The 17,057-nt window shown below is 72.6% G+C and carries 19 protein-coding genes; 10 read left to right on the plus strand and 9 right to left on the minus strand.

Annotation, left to right across the window (positions count from 1 at the left end; translation table 11 throughout):
• Window positions 1-10 precede the first annotated feature (10 nt).
• Window positions 11-1,102 carry a UDP-N-acetylmuramate dehydrogenase gene (locus BAW75_RS31760; RefSeq protein ID WP_043328055.1) on the minus strand — a complete coding sequence of 364 codons (1,092 nt, stop codon included), beginning with the start codon at window positions 1,100-1,102 and terminating at the stop codon, window positions 11-13.
• A 70-nt stretch (window positions 1,103-1,172) separates the two neighbouring features.
• Here BAW75_RS31760 and BAW75_RS31765 point away from each other — a divergent pair, with 70 nt between their 5' ends.
• From BAW75_RS31765 to BAW75_RS31795, 7 genes are all read left to right on the plus strand, one after another.
• Entirely contained in the window at window positions 1,173-1,928 is a 756-nt protein-coding gene (locus tag BAW75_RS31765) for a maleylpyruvate isomerase family mycothiol-dependent enzyme (protein ID WP_043328053.1), read from the plus strand.
• A gap of 178 nt (window positions 1,929-2,106) precedes the next feature.
• The gene (locus tag BAW75_RS31770) at window positions 2,107-3,414 is read left to right on the plus strand and encodes an ABC transporter substrate-binding protein (protein WP_064446691.1); all 1,308 of its coding nucleotides are present in this window, start codon (window positions 2,107-2,109) and stop codon (window positions 3,412-3,414) included.
• A gap of 70 nt (window positions 3,415-3,484) precedes the next feature.
• Entirely contained in the window at window positions 3,485-4,474 is a 990-nt protein-coding gene (locus tag BAW75_RS31775; RefSeq protein WP_043328051.1) for a carbohydrate ABC transporter permease, read from the plus strand.
• Window positions 4,471-5,304 (plus strand): carbohydrate ABC transporter permease, encoded by an 834-nt coding sequence (locus BAW75_RS31780; protein WP_030504579.1) that lies wholly within the window; start codon window positions 4,471-4,473, stop codon window positions 5,302-5,304. Before BAW75_RS31775 ends, BAW75_RS31780 begins: the two co-directional genes overlap by 4 nt.
• Window positions 5,301-6,668 (plus strand): GH1 family beta-glucosidase, encoded by a 1,368-nt coding sequence (locus BAW75_RS31785; protein ID WP_104115983.1) that lies wholly within the window; start codon window positions 5,301-5,303, stop codon window positions 6,666-6,668. The genes BAW75_RS31780 and BAW75_RS31785 overlap by 4 nt, the downstream gene beginning before the upstream one ends.
• 19 nt (window positions 6,669-6,687) lie before the next feature.
• Window positions 6,688-7,695, plus strand: coding sequence for a LacI family DNA-binding transcriptional regulator (locus BAW75_RS31790; protein WP_104115984.1), 1,008 nt, complete (start codon window positions 6,688-6,690; stop codon window positions 7,693-7,695).
• A gap of 108 nt (window positions 7,696-7,803) precedes the next feature.
• Complete coding sequence (locus BAW75_RS31795) at window positions 7,804-8,709, plus strand: GNAT family N-acetyltransferase (RefSeq protein ID WP_104115985.1); 906 nt, start codon at window positions 7,804-7,806, stop codon at window positions 8,707-8,709.
• Here BAW75_RS31795 and BAW75_RS31800 read toward each other — a convergent pair.
• Together BAW75_RS31800 and BAW75_RS31805 are read right to left on the minus strand one after the other, a co-directional pair.
• On the minus strand, window positions 8,702-9,220 hold the full coding sequence (locus BAW75_RS31800; protein WP_064446696.1) for an O-acetyl-ADP-ribose deacetylase: 519 nt from the start codon (window positions 9,218-9,220) through the stop codon (window positions 8,702-8,704). The genes BAW75_RS31795 and BAW75_RS31800 overlap by 8 nt on opposite strands.
• A 1-nt stretch (window position 9,221) precedes the next feature.
• Window positions 9,222-10,013 carry an EI24 domain-containing protein gene (locus BAW75_RS31805; protein WP_043328041.1) on the minus strand — a complete coding sequence of 264 codons (792 nt, stop codon included), beginning with the start codon at window positions 10,011-10,013 and terminating at the stop codon, window positions 9,222-9,224.
• Window positions 10,014-10,053: 40 nt separating this feature from the next.
• On the opposite strand from BAW75_RS31805, the gene BAW75_RS31810 reads away from it, so the two are divergent.
• Window positions 10,054-11,046, plus strand: a complete 993-nt coding sequence (locus BAW75_RS31810) for a helix-turn-helix transcriptional regulator (protein ID WP_104115986.1) — start codon at window positions 10,054-10,056, stop codon at window positions 11,044-11,046.
• On the opposite strand, the gene BAW75_RS31815 is transcribed toward BAW75_RS31810, so the two are convergent.
• Complete coding sequence (locus BAW75_RS31815) at window positions 11,037-11,951, minus strand: SDR family oxidoreductase (RefSeq protein WP_104115987.1); 915 nt, start codon at window positions 11,949-11,951, stop codon at window positions 11,037-11,039. The two genes, BAW75_RS31810 and BAW75_RS31815, sit on opposite strands and share 10 nt — an antisense overlap.
• Before the next feature lie 76 nt (window positions 11,952-12,027).
• On the opposite strand from BAW75_RS31815, the gene BAW75_RS31820 reads away from it, so the two are divergent.
• Window positions 12,028-12,699 carry a nucleotidyltransferase domain-containing protein gene (locus tag BAW75_RS31820; protein ID WP_104115988.1) on the plus strand — a complete coding sequence of 224 codons (672 nt, stop codon included), beginning with the start codon at window positions 12,028-12,030 and terminating at the stop codon, window positions 12,697-12,699.
• A gap of 5 nt (window positions 12,700-12,704) precedes the next feature.
• Here the strand turns inward: BAW75_RS31820 and BAW75_RS31825 are convergent, their stop codons facing one another.
• From BAW75_RS31825 to BAW75_RS31845, 5 genes are all read right to left on the minus strand, one after another.
• Window positions 12,705-13,442 carry an alanyl-tRNA editing protein gene (locus tag BAW75_RS31825; RefSeq protein ID WP_064446700.1) on the minus strand — a complete coding sequence of 246 codons (738 nt, stop codon included), beginning with the start codon at window positions 13,440-13,442 and terminating at the stop codon, window positions 12,705-12,707.
• Between the two features lie 11 nt (window positions 13,443-13,453).
• Window positions 13,454-14,341, minus strand: coding sequence for an alpha/beta fold hydrolase (locus BAW75_RS31830; protein WP_104115989.1), 888 nt, complete (start codon window positions 14,339-14,341; stop codon window positions 13,454-13,456).
• On the minus strand, window positions 14,338-14,652 hold the full coding sequence (locus BAW75_RS31835; protein WP_013288803.1) for a DUF2516 family protein: 315 nt from the start codon (window positions 14,650-14,652) through the stop codon (window positions 14,338-14,340). Before BAW75_RS31835 ends, BAW75_RS31830 begins: the two co-directional genes overlap by 4 nt.
• Before the next feature lie 71 nt (window positions 14,653-14,723).
• Window positions 14,724-15,530 (minus strand): hypothetical protein, encoded by an 807-nt coding sequence (locus tag BAW75_RS31840; RefSeq protein ID WP_104115990.1) that lies wholly within the window; start codon window positions 15,528-15,530, stop codon window positions 14,724-14,726.
• Window positions 15,527-16,144 carry a helix-turn-helix domain-containing protein gene (locus BAW75_RS31845; RefSeq protein ID WP_104115991.1) on the minus strand — a complete coding sequence of 206 codons (618 nt, stop codon included), beginning with the start codon at window positions 16,142-16,144 and terminating at the stop codon, window positions 15,527-15,529. The genes BAW75_RS31840 and BAW75_RS31845 overlap by 4 nt, the downstream gene beginning before the upstream one ends.
• A 113-nt stretch (window positions 16,145-16,257) precedes the next feature.
• Between BAW75_RS31845 and BAW75_RS31850 the strand changes: the two genes are divergently transcribed.
• Window positions 16,258-17,055, plus strand: a complete 798-nt coding sequence (locus BAW75_RS31850) for an alpha/beta fold hydrolase (protein WP_244206336.1) — start codon at window positions 16,258-16,260, stop codon at window positions 17,053-17,055.
• Window positions 17,056-17,057 lie beyond the last annotated feature (2 nt).

Here is a 17,057-nt window from a genome sequence, read left to right on the forward strand (position 1 = left end):
GGGGCGAGGGTCAGATGGTGCAGTTGATCAGGACCGGCTCGGGGTGGAGGGTTACGCCGAAGCGGGACTGGACGCCGTCTCGGATCTCGCGGGCCAGCGCCACCAGCGCGGCCGTGCTGGCGCTGCCGGAGTGGTTGGTGAGCGCGAGCGTGTGCTTGCTGGAGATGGCGACGCCCTCCGGGCCCGCGTACCCCTTGCCGAAGCCCGCCTTGTCGATCAGCCACGCGGCGCTGACCTTCACCGTGCCGTCGGCGCCCGGCCAGTGCGGCGGCTCACCCACCTCGGCGGCGCGTTCCCGTACCTGCTCGAACACCTCGCCCGGCAGCACCGGGTTGGTGAAGAACGAGCCGACCGACCAGGTGTCCGGGTCGGCCGCGTCCAGCACCATGCCCTTGCCGGCGCGCAGCTTCCGCACGGTGGCCCGGGCTTCGGCAAGCGGCACCCGGTCGCCGACCTCGACACCGAGCGCCCGGGCCAGTTCGGCGTAGCGGACCGGGCCGGAGCGCGGGGACCGGGTGAGCCGGAAGTCGACCGAGAGCACCACCCAGCGGTCGCTGTACTTGAAGATGCTCCCCCGGTAGACGAACCCGCAGTCGGCCGCCGCGATCCGCGCCACCCGGCGTTCGGTCCGGTCGTACGCCTCGACGGCGACGATGGTCTCGGCGACCTCCTGGCCGTACGCGCCGACGTTCTGGATCGGTGTCGCGCCGGCCGAGCCGGGGATGCCGGAGAGGCACTCCAGCCCGGACCAGCCGCGCTCGACGGTGGCGGCGACGAAGTCGTCCCACGGCTCGCCGGCTTCGACACGTACCGTGACGGTGTCGCCCTCCTCGGCCACGGCCTGGAACCCGCGCGAGCGGACGAGCACGACGGTGCCGGGGAAGCCCTGATCGCCGATCACGACGTTGCTGCCGCCCGCCAGCACCAGCACGGCCTGCTCGCGGGCCTCCGCTTCCTGCACTTTTCGCACGATCTGGGCGGCGTCCTCGGCGATCTCCAGCCGCCCGGCGGGTCCGCCGAGCCGGAGCGTGGTGTAGCGCGCCAGGGTGGCCGGATCGGTCGGTTCACCGGCAGTAGCCGGTTCGGCGTAGACGTCTGACACGCCTTTCACCCTAGGCTGAGGGGTAGCCGGCGCACCCACTGGTGGCCCGGTCACCCCCGGGAGGATGGCGATGAGCAGACTGCACCACACGAAGGACTTCTGGATCGGCGCGCTGCGTACGGAGGGTCCCGCCTTCGCCGCGGCGGTTTCGGAGGCGCCGCCCGAGACACCCGTGCTGTCCTGTCCCGGCTGGACGGTCACCGATCTCGCCCATCACCTGACCCGCGTGTACGTCTGGGCGGGCACCGTGCTGACCGCCGGTGGCACCACCCGCCCGGAGCGGCACGACCCGGAGCCGCCGGCGGACCTGACGCCGGCCCAGTGGTACGTGCGGGAGTACGAGCGGATCACCGCGCTGCTGGAGGCGGCGGATCCGGAGGCGCCGGCCTGGAACTTCGCGCCGCAGCCGAAGAAGGCGGCCTTCTGGCCGCGTCGGATGGCGCACGAGACGGCCGTGCACCGCTGGGACGCCCAGCTCGCGATCGGTGCGGGTGATCCGATCGAGGCGAAGCTCGCGGCCGACGGGGTGAGCGAGGTGCTGGACACCTGGCTGCCGGCGGGCCGGCGGGTGCAGCCCGGGCAGTGGCGCGGCGTGGTGCAGCTGACCGCGACCGACGCGGCCCAGGAGTGGTACCTGCGGTTGCGGGGTGAGGGGGTCGCGCTGCTGGACACCGCGACGATCCTGGACCACGACGACCACCGGGCCCGGGCACAGGTGGCCGGCACGGCGAGCGATCTGCTGCTGGCGCTGATGGGCCGGATCAGCTTCGACGCGCTGGACGTGGCGGGCGACCCGGCCCTGCTGGGGGGCCTGCGGGTCGGCTGACGACGGGCACCGGACGGAGAGGGGCGGCGGGCGCCCCTCTCCGTTTCTTTTCGGACAGCTCTGAGAGCGCTCTCTTGACAAGGTCCGTGACCCTCCACCACGCTGTCGTGAGAGCGCTCTCTAAGTTCCGGAACCGCCTTCCACCACCCGTTTCGACGACCCGAGAGGTCAGGACAGCATGCTCACCTTCACGCGCCGCCGCCTGGCGGCGGTTGCAGTGGTCGCCGCCACCGCGCTGCTCGGCACCACCGCCTGCGGCGGCGGCGACGATGCCGCCGCCGACGGGCCGATAACGCTCACCGTCGACGTCTTCGGCCAGTTCGGTTACGCCGATCTCTACCAGGAGTACATGGCCAGCCACCCCGGCGTGAAGATCGTCGAGCGCGGCACCGGCGGCAACCTCGACGAGTACTCCCCGAAGCTCACCCAGTGGCTCGCCGCGGGCAAGGGCGCCGGCGACGTGGTCGCCATCGAGGAGGGCCTGCTCGTCGAGTACAAGGCCAACCCGCAGAACTTCGTCAACCTGCTCGACCACGGCGCGGCCGACCTGAAGGGCAACTTCCTCGACTGGAAGTGGAACCAGGGGCTCACCGCCGACGGCAAGCAGCTCATCGGCCTCGGCACTGACGTAGGCGGCATGGCGATGTGCTACCGCACCGACCTGTTCGCCAAGGCCGGCCTGCCCACCGACCGGGAGGCCGTGTCCAAGCTCTGGCCCACCTGGCAGGACTACATCAAGGTCGGCGAGCAGTTCACCGCGAAGAAGACGGGCGCGTCGTTCCTGGACGCCGCGACCAACACCTTCAACACGATCCTGCTCCAGACCGCCGGCAACAGCAGCGGCTACAGCTACTACGACACCAGCAACAACCTGGTCGTCGGCAGCAACCCGGCGGTGAAGCAGGCGTACGACACCACGATGGACATCATCGACTCGGGGCTGTCCGGCAAGTACGGCTCGTGGTCCGAGGAGTGGGTGTCGGCGTTCAAGCAGTCGAAGTTCGCCACCATCGCCTGCCCGGCCTGGATGACCGGCGTGATCGAGGGCAACGCGGGCGCGGCCGCCAAGGGCAAGTGGGACATCGCCCAGATCCCCGGCAACGGCGGCAACTGGGGCGGCTCGTTCCTCGCGGTGCCGAAGCAGAGCAAGCACCAGGCCGAGGCGATCGAGCTGGCCAAGTTCCTGACCAGCGCCAAGGGTCAGATCGGCGCGTTCAAGGCGAAGGGTCCCCTGCCCTCTTCGCCGCAGGCGCTGGAGGACCCGGCGATCATCGACTCGAAGAACGCCTACTTCTCCGAGGCGCCGGTCGGGAAGATCTTCGCCGAGGGCGCCAAGAGCCTGAAGCCGGTCTACATGGGACCGAAGAACCAGGCCGTACGCACCGAGGTCGAGAACGCCGTCCGCAGCGTCGAGCTGGGCAAGCGCTCCCCGGAACAGGGCTGGAGCGACGCGGTCGCCAACGCCGAGAAGGCCGCCGCCAAGTAACCCGAGCAGCGCGTGCGGGCGGCCACCCGCCCACGGGGGCCGCCCGCACGGCGGAAAGGAGTCCCGGGTCATGGCCGTCCAGCTCGACGCCCGCCCGCCGGTCGCACCGGCACCCCGCCCCACCCGTCCCGGCCTGGGCAACCGGCTCAGCCGACTCGACACGAAGTACTCGCCGTACCTGTTCATCGCCCCGTTCTTCCTGCTGTTCGGCGTCTTCGGGGCGTACCCGCTGGCGTACACGTTCTGGGTCTCGCTGCACGACTGGGACCTGCTCGGCGCCGAACACCCGTACATCGGCTTCGACAACTACACCCAACTGCTCGCCGACTCGGACTTCTGGCACTCGGTGGTCAACACGCTGGGCATCTTCGTGATCTCCACGGTCCCGCAGCTGCTCGCCGCGCTCTGGCTGGCCAACCTGCTCAACCGGCAGTTGCGCGCCCGTACCACCTGGCGGATGGCGGTGCTGATCCCGAACGTCACCTCGACCGCCGCCGTGGCGATCGTGTTCGCAGTCCTGTTCGGCCGCGAGTTCGGCATGATCAACTGGCTGCTCGACCACGTCGGGATCAGCGCGATCGACTGGAAGGCGAACCGGTTCGCCGCCTGGGTCGCCATCTCCACCATGGTGGACTGGCGCTGGACCGGCTACAACGCGCTGATCTTCCTGGCCGCCATGCAGGCCATCCCGCGCGACCTGTACGAGTCGGCCGCGATCGACGGGGCCGGCCGGGCCCGCCAGTTCTGGTCCATCACGGTGCCGCTGCTCAAGCCCACGATCATCTTCGCGGTCATCATCTCCACCATCGGCGGCCTCCAGCTCTTCACCGAGCCGCGGATGTTCAACTCCGGCACCAACGCGATCCGCGGCGGACCGCTGCGGGAGTCGCAGACGGTGACCATGTACATGTTCGAGAACGCCTTCGCGCCGCACTACAACTTCGGCTACGGGTCGGCGGTCGCCTGGCTGCTGTTCGCGCTCATCGCCGTGGTCGCGGCGATAAACGTCCTGCTCCTGCGCCGGCTCGGCGGCGGCTCCCGCAAGGAGGTCTCCCGATGACCCGCCTCTGGTCGGCAAGCCGGCTCACCTACCTGGCGCTGACGCTCTCGGCCGTCCTGTCGATCTTCCCGATCTACTGGATGTTCGTGGTGGCCAGCCGCACCAGCGACACGATGGGCCAGGTGCCGCCGCCGCTCACCCCCGGCGGCAACCTCGGCGCCAACATCGCCCGGCTGTTCGACAACACCGACGCGTACTTCCTGACCGGCCTGATCAACTCGGCGATCGTGGCCACCACCGTCACGATCTCGGTGGTGTTCTTCTCCACGCTGGCCGGGTTCGCCTTCGCCAAGTTGCGCTTCCGCGGGCGCAACGCGCTGCTGCTGGTCATCGTCGCCACCATGATGGTCCCGACGCAGCTCGGCGTGATCCCGCTCTACCTGCTCATGACGAAGCTGAACTGGAACGACCGGCTGCCCGCCGTGATCGTGCCGGCGCTGGTCACCGGCTTCGGCGTGTTCATGATGCGCCAGTACGCGGGCCAGGCGGTCAGCACCGAACTGATCGAGGCGGCCCGGATGGACGGCTGCAACACCGCCCGGATCTACTGGAACGTGGTGCTGCCCGCGCTGCGCCCGGCCGCCGCCGTGCTCGGCCTGCTCACGTTCATGACCACCTGGAACGACTTCCTGTGGCCGTACGCGGTGCTGAACGACCCGGAGAACCCGACGGTGCAGCTGTCGCTGCGGGCCCTCTCCGACGGGTACTACCAGGACATGTCGCAGGTGTTCACCGGCACGGCCATCGCCACGCTGCCGCTGCTGCTGGTGTTCATCGTCTTCGGCCGCCAGATCATCGGCGGCATCATGGAAGGTGCGGTCAAGGCATGAGCAACGTCCGATTCCCGGAAGGCTTCGTCTGGGGCGGGGCCACCGCCGCGTACCAGATCGAGGGCGCCGCCCGCGAGGACGGTCGCGGTCCGTCGATCTGGGACACCTTCAGCCGTACGCCGGGCGCGGTGTTCGCCGGCCACACCGGCGACGTGGCCTGCGACCACTACCACCGGTTCGCCGAGGACGTCGCGCTGATGGCCGAGCTGGGGCTGCGGGCGTACCGGTTCTCGGTGTCCTGGCCCCGGGTGCGGCCGGACGGCACCGGCCCGGTCGAGCCGCGCGGGCTCGACTTCTACGACCGGCTGACCGACGCGCTGCTCGACGCCGGCCTCGACCCGATCGTCACGCTCTACCACTGGGACCTGCCGCAGGCGCTGGAGGACCGGGGCGGTTGGACCGTCCGGGAGACCGCCGAGCACTTCGCCGAGTACGCGCTCGCCGTGCACGGCCGCCTCGGCGACCGGGTCCGCACCTGGACCACGCTCAACGAGCCGTGGTGCTCGGCCTACCTCGGGTACGGCTCCGGGGTGCACGCGCCGGGGCGGCGGAACGCCGGTGACGCGTTCCGGGCCGTACACCATCTGCTGCTCGGCCACGGCCTGGCGGCGCGGGCGCTGCGCGCGGCCGGCGTGGAGACGCTGGGGATCACGCTCAACCTGGCCGACGTGCAGCCGGCGGACGCCGCGAGCGCCGCTGACGCCGAGGCGGTACGGCTGGTCGACGGCCTGCACAACCGGATCTTCCTGGACCCGCTCACCGGCGGCGGCTACCCGGCGGACGTGCTGGCCCACGTCAGCCGGATCGTCACGCCGGACTTCATCAGGGACGGGGACGAGAAGCTGATCGCCGCGCCGCTGGACCTGCTCGGCCTGAACTACTACGCGCCCACCTACGTGGCCGGGCGGGCGGGCGGCGCGGGCGGGGACGCGTACCCGGGCACCGCCGGGACCGTCGAGTTCCTGCCGCCGGCCGGGCCGCTCACCGACATGGGCTGGTCGATCGAGCCGGCCGGGCTGACCCGGCTGCTGGAACGGGTGGCCGCCGACCACCCCGGGCTGCCCCTGATGATCACCGAGAACGGCGGGGCGTTTCCGGACACCGACCTCGACGAGCAGGGCGGGGTGGCGGACACCGACCGGGTCGCCTACCTCGACGGGCACCTGCGCGCGGCGCACGAAGCCATCGCCCGCGGCGTGGACCTGCGCGGTTATCTCGTATGGTCGGTGCTGGACAACTTCGAATGGGCCGAGGGTTACCGGAAGCGATTCGGGATCGTCCACGTCGACTACCTGACCCAGCGGCGCACACCAAAGCACAGCGCCCGCTGGTACCAGGAGGTGATCGCCCGGAACGGGCTGTGACGAGGTGGTGGTTACGGGGATGACGACGGCACAGCGACCGACCCTGGAGGCGGTGGCCCGGCTGGCCGGCGTGTCCCGGGCCACCGTCTCCCGGGTGGTGAACGGCTCGACCACTGTGGCCGAGCCGATCCGGCAGGCGGTACGCCGGGCGGTCGAGGAACTCGGGTACGTCCCGAACCTCGCCGCCCGCAGCCTGGTCACCCAGCGGACCGACTCGGTGGCGCTGGTGCTGCCCGAGGCGGCCACCCGGGTCTTCTCCGACGACCAGGTGTTCCCGGGCATCATCAGGGGCGCGGCGCAGGAGCTGGAGGCGGCGGACAAGCAGCTCGTACTGATGCTCGCCGGCTCACCGGCCGGACACGAACGGGTCGAGCGGTACACCACCGGGCGGCACGTCGACGGGGTGCTGTTCGCCTCGCTGCACGGCGAGGACCCGCTGCCCGGCCGGCTGGCCCGCCTCGGCATCCCGGTGGTGTGCAGCGGACGGCCGCTGGACGGCGCCGACGTGCCGTACGTGGACGTCGACCACGAAGGCGGCGTGAGCACGGCGGTCCAGCACCTGATCGCGAGCGGACGCCGTCGGATCGCCACCATCGCCGGGCCGCAGGACATGGTCGCCGGAATCGAGCGGCTGATCGGCTACCGCAGCGCGATCACCGAGGCCGGGCTGCCGGAGCTGGTCGCGTACGGCGACTTCACCCGGGAGTCGGGCACCGCCGCGATGCGCGAGCTGCTCGCCGCCGACCCGGAACTGGACGCCGTGTTCGCCGCCTCCGACCTGATGGCGCACGCCGCCCTGCGGACGCTGCGGGAGGCCGGGCGGCGGGTGCCCGCGGACGTGGCGGTGATCGGGTTCGACGACATCGAGACGGCCGCGTACACCGAGCCGCCGCTGAGCACCGTGCGGCAGCCGATAGTGGAGCTGGGCCGGTCGATGACCCGGCAGCTGCTGCGCATCGCGGCGGGCGAGGACGTCGAGCAGGCGCTGGTGCTGCCCACCGAGCTGGTGCTGCGCGAGTCCGCGTAAGGAAGGGCCCCCTCTTAACGCCTCCGGTAGAGGAGGGGGCCCTTCTTAACAGCCCGCCCCGCGTTAACCGGTCGCGGCGCGGGTGGCGGCGGGTCTAGGGTCCGCCGGATGAACGCAGCCGAGATCCGTCCCGCCCGCCCCGACGACGCGCCCGCCGTGGTGGCGTTGCGCGTGCTCGTCTTCCCCTATCTGGTGCGCGGCGTCGAGCCGACCCGCCGCATGATCGCCGAACCGCCGCCCGGCGAGGACTGGGCGGCCTGGGTCGCCGAGGCGGACGGCGAGGTCGTCGGCTGGGCGTCGGCGTACCGCAACACGCAGACCTCGACGCCCGGCGTGGGGATGATCTCCCTGCTGCACGTACACCCGTCGCATCGCCGCCACGGCACCGGCGCGGCGCTGTTCGACACCGCGCTCGGGCACCTGCTGACGCTCGGGTCCACCGAGGTGCTCACCTACGCGCATACCGAGTCGCTGCCGTTCGCGCAGCGGCACGGCTTCACGCCCAGCCGGGAGGTGCGCTACTCGGCGCTGGACCTGAGCGCGCCCCCGCCGATGCCGCAGCCGCCGCCGGGCGTACGGCTGGTGTCCGCCGCCGGGCTCGACCCGCGTCTGGTGCACCGGGTCGACGCGGAGGCGTCCCGGGACGAGCCGGGGGACGTGCCGACGGACTCGCTCGGCTTCGACCTGTGGCGGTACGAGTGCTGGGACAACCCGGGGCTGGACCGGGAGGCGAGCACAGTCGCCGAGGTGGACGGGGAACTGGTCGCGCTCACCCTGGTCCAGCGGGACGGCGAGCGGATGTGGTCGGACTTCACCGGCACGCTGCCCGCGTACCGGGGGCGGGGGCTGGCCCGGCTGGCCAAGCAGGCCGCGCTTCACCGTGCGGCGGCGCGCGGGGCTCGCACCGCGTACACCTCGAACCACGAGGTGAACGCGCCGATGCTGGCGATCAACGAGCGGCTCGGCTACCGGCCGGTGGACAGCCAGTGGTCGTGCCGGCGCACGCTCAGCTGAGCCCGGCGGCCACCCGCACCGCAGTGGCGTACGTATCGGCGCCGAACAGCACCAGCCGCGCCTCGGTGACGTGCTCCGGGGTGGCCGCGTGCAGCACGGTGAGCGCCTGCGCCACCGCGTCCTCGACCGGCCAGCCGTAGATCCCGGCGGAGATCAGCGGGAACGCCACCCGGGTGGCGCCCAGCCCGTCGGCGACCCGCAGGCTGTTGGCGTAGCAGTCGCGCAGCAGCGCCGAACGGTCCTCGCCCGGCGAGAAGACCGGCCCGACCGTGTGCACCACCCAGCGCGCGGGCAGGTTGCCGGCGGTGGTGGCGACGGCCTGGCCGGTGGGCAGCCCGCGCCCGTACCGGGACGCGCGCAGCGCCCGGCACTCCTCCAGGATCGCCGGGCCGCCGCGCCGGTGGATGGCGCCGTCCACGCCCCCGCCGCCGAGCAGCGACGAGTTGGCGGCGTTGACTATCGCGTCGACCTGCTGCGCGGTGATGTCCCCCTCGATCAGGACGGTGTCCATCTCAGCTCTCCTCGATCGGCTGGCCCAGCGACCGGCGGGCCAGCAGCGCGGCCCCGGCGACGGCGGCCGGCATGACCAGCACCGCGCCGAGCGGGATCAGGAAGCACAGGAAGACCGCCACCCCGAAGCCGAGCGCCGTCGGCCGGTCGGCGCGCAGCCGCGCCCGCCGGTCCGGCAGCCGCATCCCGCGCCGGTAGAACGGCGCGCCGACCAGCTCCAGTGCCAGGAACCAGCCACCCACCAGGGCACCGACCACCGGGACCACCGTCTGGCCCACCACCGGGATGAAACCGGCGGCGAACAGGGGTACGCCGATCAGCGCGGACAGCGCCACCAGGCGCAACGAGTCGGCGAGGCTGCGTCGCAGCGAGGACCAGAACGGCACGTCCACGGCGCCGGGGGTGCCGCCGAGCCGGTCCTCGACCCGCTCCGAGATCGCCTCGTAGAACGGGTCGCCGATGACGAGCGTGACGGCGGTGAACGTGAGCACCCCGACCAACCCGGCGACGCCGACCACCGCCAGCCCGGCGGCGACCCGCAGCAGATTGCGCCAGGGCGACGACCAGTCGTCGGCGAACGGGGTGAGCCAGCCCGCCAGGTCGCCGACGAAATAGAGCAGCGTGGCGAACAACGCCACGTACAGCGCGCCGGTGATCAGCGCCGGGATCACGCCGAGCAGCATCAGCTTCGGGCTGCGGACGTACATGCCGAAGCCGCGCAGCAGCAGCCCGGCGCCGCCGAGGAAGCGGGTGGCCGCGCCGGTGACCGGCGCGATCGTACGGGAGGCGTTCACGACGGCACAGCCTAATCTGCCGGTGCACCACAATGGGCCGGTGCGTGCGTCCCGGCTGATCTCGCTTGTGCTGCTGCTCCAGTCGCGGGAGACGATGACCGCTGCCGAGCTGGCCCGCGAGCTGGAGGTGTCCGAGCGGACCGTCTACCGGGACGTGCTGGCGCTCTCCGCCGCCGGTGTCCCGGTGTACGCGGACCGGGGCCGGGCCGGCGGCTACCGGCTGCTGGGCGGCTACCGGACCCGGCTGACCGGGTTGAGCCGGGACGAGGCCGAGGCGCTGTTCCTGGCCGGGCTGCCCGGACCGGCAGGGGACATGGGACTGGCCGACTCGGTGGCCGCCGCCGAGCTGAAGGTGCTCGCCGCGCTGCCGCCGAGCCTGCGGGACGCGCCCGCGCGTACCGGGCAGCGGTTCCACCTGGACGTCCCCGGCTGGTTCCGGGAGACCGCGCCGCCGCCCGCCCTCGCCGAGCTGGCCCGGGCGGTCTGGCGGGACCTGATGGTGGAGCTGCGCTACCGGCGCGGGGACCGCGAGGTGACCCGCACGCTGGCTCCGTACGGGCTGGTGCTGAAGAACGGGGTCTGGTACCTGGTCGGCCGAGTCGGTGACGGCTGGCGGACGTACCGGGTGGACCGGGTTGTCTCGGCCGAGGTGAGCGCCGACGGCTTCGACCGGGACGAGGACTTCGACCTCGGGGCGTACTGGCGGGAGCAGGCCGGCGCGTTCCTGCGCAAGCTGTTACGCGAGCGGGTGACGGTGCGGCTCGGCCCGGCCGGGTTGCGGGCGCTGCGGCACCTGGTGGACGCGCCGTTCGTCTACACCGAGGCGGTGGACGCGGCCGGGCCGCCGGACGAGCAGGCGCGGCTGGTGCTGCGGCTGCCGGTCGAGTCGGTCGATGTGGCGTACACCCAGTTGCTGGCGCTCGGCCCGGAGGTGGAGGTGCTGGCGCCGCCGCAACTGCGGGCGCGCTTCGCCGAGGCGGCCCGCCGCGCGGCGGCGCTCTACACCGATCCGCCGGCCGACGGTCAGCGGTAGCCGTCCGGGTCGGCCGGCTTACCCGGCTTGACCACCTCCTCGTAGTAGCGGGCCCAGTGCGGGCGGCTGCCGTCGACGTCGGTGAAGCCGTACACCTGGGCCAGACCGCCGCTGTCCAGCGACTTGCCGTTCCAGCGGGCCCGGTCCGGGTCGGCGGCCAGGGGCGCGACCGCGCGCCCGACGAACGCCGGCGTCTCCGACATGACGAAGTGGGGCTCGGTCTTCGCGCCGTCGCGCCAGGTGGCCTCGGTGACGCCGTAGTGTTCGAGCATCGCCTCCGAGCGCAGCCAGCCCGGCGTGAGCGCGACGGCGGTGCAGCCGTGCGGGGCCAGCTCGTGCGCCTGGCTGAAGCCGAGCCGGTTCACCGACACCTTCGCCAGGTCGTAGAAGACCGACAGGCGGTACTCGCTGTCGTTGTGCTCCTTGGTGCCGTCGCCGACCTCGACGACCAGGCCGCCCGGGTTGCGGATCAGCAGCGGCAGCGCGAAGTGGCTGGTGATGATGTGCGTGTCGACAGCCAGCCGCAGCGTGCGGAAACCGGCGTCGAGCGGCTGCTCCCAGACCGGCTTCTCCCAGGTGATCAGCGGGTCGGCGCCCCAGACGTCGTTCACCAGCACGTCGAGGCGGCCCTGCTCGGCGTCGATCCGCTCGACCAGGGCGCGTACCTGCTCGGGGTCGAGGTGGTCGACAGCGACGGCGATTCCGGTGCCCCCGGCGGCGGTGACCAGTTCGGCGGTCTCCTCGATGGTCTCCGGCCGGTCCATCTCGGAGCGGCGCTCGCGGGTGGTGCGGCCGGTGGCGTAGACGGTGGCCCCGGCGGCGCCGAGCTGCACGGCGATCTGCCGGCCGGCGCCCCGGGTAGCGCCTGCGACGAGCGCGACAGTTCCGGTCAGTGGTGAGTTCATGGGATCACCGTGTCAGCGATACCTGACAACGGAAGTCCGGTTTCCCGAACGAACCGGATGGGCGATCATCACCGGTATGCACCTGCTGCTGTCCGGGATCGTCGGCTCGGTCGCGTACGGGCTGGCCGGACCCGGCTCGGACACCGACCGGCTCGGCGTGTTCGCCGCGCCCACAGTCGCGTTCCACGGCCTGCGCCCGCCCCGCGAGTCGGTGGTCACCACCGACCCGGACGTCACGCTGCACGAGGCCCGCAAGTACGCGCTGCTGGCGCTGAGCGGCAACCCCACCGCCACCGAGCTGATGTGGCTGCCCGACGACTGCTACGAGACCCGTACCGGGTTCGGTGAGGAGCTGATCGCGATCCGGTCGGCGTTCCTCAGCGCGCCGCGCGTCCGTGACGCCTACCTCGGGTACGCCGCGCAGCAGTTCCGCAAACTCGCCGGCCGGCCCGCCGACGCCGGTGGGCGGCTGCGCTCGGCGAAGCACGCCCGGCACCTGGCCCGGCTGCTGCACCAGGGCCGGGTGCTGTACGCGACAGGCGTACTGGAGATCCGCCTCGCCGACCCGGAGTGGTTCCGCGCGTTCGGCGAACGGGTTTCCGGCGGCGCACTGGAGGAGGCGCAGGCACTGGTGGCGGACGCCGAGACGGAGTTCGACCGGATCCGCTCACCGCTGCCGGAGCGCCCGGACGAGGAGACGGTGGAACGCTGGCTGCTCGCCGTCCGGGCGGCGTACCTGCCGCGCTGAGCGGGTCAGTCCGCCAGGCGTACGCGTACCCGGCGGTTGGCCCGGCCCTTGCTCTCCACCTTGACCACCTGGACCTTGCCGATCTGGGCGGTGGAGGCGACGTGCGTGCCGCCGTCGGCCTGCACGTCCAGCCCGACGATGTCCACGATCCGCACCTCCTGCTCCTCCGGCGGGATCAGGTTCGACTGGGTACGGATGATGTCCGGCAGCGCGAGCGCCTCGGCGCGCGGCAGCACCCGCACCGCCACCGACCGGTCGGCGGCCACCTCGGCGTTCACCAGCTCCTCGATGCGGGCCTTGAAGTCCGGCGGCACCTCGGGCAGGTTGAAGTCCATCCTCGCCTCGCCCGGCTCCATGTTGCCGCCGGTGACGAGCGCGCCGAAGTCACGGAACACCACGCCGCAGAGCACGTGCAGCCCGGAGTGGGTACGCATCAGCATGGTCCGGCGGGCGTCCTCCACCGCGCCGACCACCTCGGTGCCGACCGGCGGCACCGGGTCGCCCTCGGCCGGGATCAGCCACAGGTCGTCACCCTTGCGGGTGCCGACGATCCGGGTCTGTACGCCCTGCCAGAGCAGCACCCCGTGATCCGGCGGCTGCCCGCCCCCGCCCGGGTAGAACGCGGACCGGTCCAGCACGATGCCCTGCTCGGGATCGGCCGCCAGCACCCGGCAGGTCCACTCGCGCAGGGTCGGGTCGGCGAGGTCGAGCCGGTGCGTACGGCCGTGGTGTGTGACGCCCATGGACGGCGACGTTACCCGTTCAGGAACTCCGAGATGCGCCCCCGCAGGTCGGCGCGTTCGGTCCAGAGCACGCCGGGCCTGTCGTACACGTGCAGTGTGGCGTTCGGGAGCGCGGCGGCGAGCCGTTCGGCGACGGCGACCGGGTGCAGGTCGTCGTCGGCGGCGGCGATGACCAGCGCCGGCGCGGTGACCGCGGCGAGCGACCCGGCGTCGTCGAGCGGGGCCTGGGCGGGCAGGTCGGCCAGCCCCGGCGCGAGCCCGTCGCGCAACAACTGGTCGAGCCGCTGCCGCAGGTAGGCCCAGCCGGCCGGGGTGTTGCGCACCGACGGCGGCAACTCCAGCGACACCACGTCGGCCAGCGCCGAGGCGTCGCCCTCGGCGACCGCGTCGAGCAGGCCGGTGAGCCGGGCGCGGGCCACCTCGCCGCGCGGTGTGTCCAGCACGGCGGGCAGGAAGAAGACGAGTCTCTCGAAGCGTTCCGGGCTCTCCGCGAGCAGCCGGCAGAGCGCGCCCGCGCCGAGGCTCGCGCCGAACGCCCGGGTCGCGCCGCTCAGGTCCGCCATCGCGCGCAGGTCACGGGCGAGGTCCAGGTAGGTCCACGGGCCGGGCGGGGAGTCGGAGCGGCCGTGCCCGCGGAACTGGAAGAAGACGCGCCGCCCGGCGACGCCGCTACCGAACGGGCGGGTGGTGGCGATGCCACTGCCCAGCCCGTGCGCGAACACGGTGACTGGGTCACCGGTGCCGGTGACCAGCCGTTCCAGGCTCACCCCGTGCGGGGTGGCGACCAGCTCCGTCTCCGGCTCGGGCAGCGCGGGACGCCCGGTTCGGGGCGCGCCGGGACCGGGCCCCCAGGTGCGGGGACCGCCGTCCGGCGGCGGAGGCCAGCGGAAACCTCTCACCAGGACCCTCGGCCGTCGTGCAGGTCCCGCAGGCCGGGCCGCACGTCGAGCAGGTAGATCAGACCGGCGGCGATGCCGATCAGTCCGAACAGGCTGATCGGGCCGAAGCCGAGCAGGGTCAGCAGCAGGCAGACCGCCAGGATGGCGACCCAGCCGCCCTTGGGCAGCGTGCCGAGCGCGGCGAAACCGTCGCCGCGCTGGGTGACCGCGTGCACCAGCGCCACTCCCTGTACGACCAGGGCGAAGACGAGCAGGATCAGCTGGATCACGTCTTGGACTGCGAACGCGAAGATCGGCGCGGCGATGGCCATGGGGGCAAGCTTATGCCGAGACCCCGGAAACGTCCGACAAGACGTTGTCCGGGGTCCGGTGGAGCATCAGGTCACTCGGCGGCCGGGCGGGTCCGCTTCGTGGCCTTCGGCAGCTTCGCCGACGGGGTGGCCGGCTTGGTGGCCTTGGTGGCGGTCGTCTTGGCGACGGCCTTGGTGGCGGTCGCCTTGGTGGCGCGGGTGCGCTTCACCGCGGCCGGCTTGGCGGCCACCGCCTCGGCCACCTCGGCCGGGCTGGGCACATCGGTCGTCGCGGCGGCGGTGTCCGGCTTCGCGGCCATCTCGGTCTTCGTCGCGACCGCGGCCTTCGGGGTGACCTCGGCCTTCGGGGCCACGTCGGTGCCGGTGGCCTCGGTGGCCTGGATGTCGGCGTTCACCGTGTCGGCGGCCTCCAGCACGCCGGCGCCGACGACACGCTCACCACGGGCGACCAGTTCGGCGTACGCGGCCAGCGCGCGCTCCTGCGCGGCGTGCGCGCCGGCCACCACGACGGCGGCGTTGCGGGTGGCGGCCTCGCGGAGCTTGTCCAGGTTGGCGGCCTCGCGCAGCTTCTCCAGGTTCGCCGCCTCGCGCAGCTTCTCCAGGTTGGCGGCCTCGCGGAGCTGGTCGAGGTCGGTGGCGACGGCGCGCTCGCGCAGCCCGGTCGCGGTCTGGTTGGCGGTCTTCAGCGTCTCGGTGGCCTTCTGGCGCAGCTCGAAGCCGGTGACGACGGCCTTGCCGCCGAGGTCGGTCACGACCCGGGTGCCGAGGCCGCTGACCACGGTGGGCAGCTTGCGCAGCTGCTCCAGGGCCAGCTCACCGGCGCCGGCGGCGGCGTAGAGGGGTGCGGGGATGCGGTTGGTCTTCGGCTCGGTGGTCATGACTGCTCCTCTTCGGCCGCACCGGCGGCCTTCCGGGCCGCCAGGCGGGCGGCCGTGTCCTGCGGGGCGGCGGTGGTCGGGGCGGGCGCGGCACCCGCTTCGGTGACGGCTACCGATTCGAGGACCGCCTCGGTCGGCGTGCCCTCCGGCGTGACCGGACCGGTAGCGGCCGCCGCCACTGTCGCCGGGGCCTCCGGCGCGGTGGCCGGCTCGGTCGCGGCGGCCTTCTCGGCCGTCTCCGCCGCCCCGGCGGCCTCGGTCGCCTCGGCCAGGCGGGCGTTCTCGCGCCGGAACGTCTCGTAGATCTGGGTGAGCGACTGCTTCTGGGCCATGGTCAGCTCGGGGTCGACGGCGATCGCCGCGAGCACGCCCTGCCCCTCCTTGTCGTCCAGCAGCCCGGCCCGCAGGTACATCGCCGGGGTGGAGACGCGCAGCGCGCTCGCGAGCTGCTGGAGCACCTCGGCGCTCGGCTTGCGCAGCCCTCGCTCGATCTGGCTCAGGTAGGGATTGCTGACACCCGCCTGCTCGGCGAGCTGGCGCAGTGAGATCTTCGCGTTGCGCCGCAGGTCGCGAATGAACCCGCCGACATCGGGAAGGTCCTTGCTGGTGGCCATGACTCAACGCTAGCTCGGTCCGCTAACTGCTGCAAGCAAAACGCTAGCCAGAGTTAGCAGGGTCACCGATGGCGGGTTGCGGAGCCCATGTCCGTTCCGTACGGTTCTCCCCCGTGACCAAGATCGATATCAACGGTGCCCAGCTCGCGTACGACGAGAGCGGCACCGGCACCGCCGTGGTGCTGCTGCACGCCGGCATCGCCGACCGGCGGATGTGGCGCGGGCAGATCCCGGCACTCGCCCAGCGGCATCGGGTGATCGCGCTGGACCTGCGCGGCTACGGCGAGTCGGAATTGCCGCCCGCGCCGTTCGCCCACCACGACGACGTGATCGGGCTGCTCGACGCGCTGGGCATCGAGCAGGCCGCGCTCGTCGGCTGCTCGTTCGGCGGCCGGGTCGCGGTGGACACCGCGCTCGCCCACCCGCAGCGGGTCTCGGCGCTGGCGCTCTTCGGCGCGCCCGTCTCCGGCAACGAGTGGTCCGAGGAGACCGAGCAGCTCTGGGAGGACCTGGTCGGCGACGTGGACCCGGAGGACTTCGCCGCCACCGCCGCCGGGGAGGTGCGGTTCTGGGTGGTCGGCCCGACCCGCCGCCCGGAGGACGTCGACCCGGAGCTGATCCGGTTCGCCGAGGAGATGGACCGCCGGGCGCTCGCCGCCGAGCAGGCGCTGAGCGCGGTCGACGTCGACGAGCTGGATCCGCCGGCGATCGACCGGCTGGGCGAGCTGCGCGTACCGGTGCTGGTCGGCACCGGCGCCGACGACCTGGCCGACATCCGCCGCCTGGCCGACCGCATCGCCGACGAGGCCCCCCGGGGCATACGCATGCCGGACGTCCCCGACGCGGCCCACCTGCTCCCCCTGGAGCGCCCCACCGAAACCAACACCGCCCTCCTCCCCTTCCTCTCCTGACC

It is taken from the genome of Micromonospora chalcea (assembly GCF_002926165.1).
Lineage (GTDB): Bacteria > Actinomycetota > Actinomycetes > Mycobacteriales > Micromonosporaceae > Micromonospora > Micromonospora chalcea.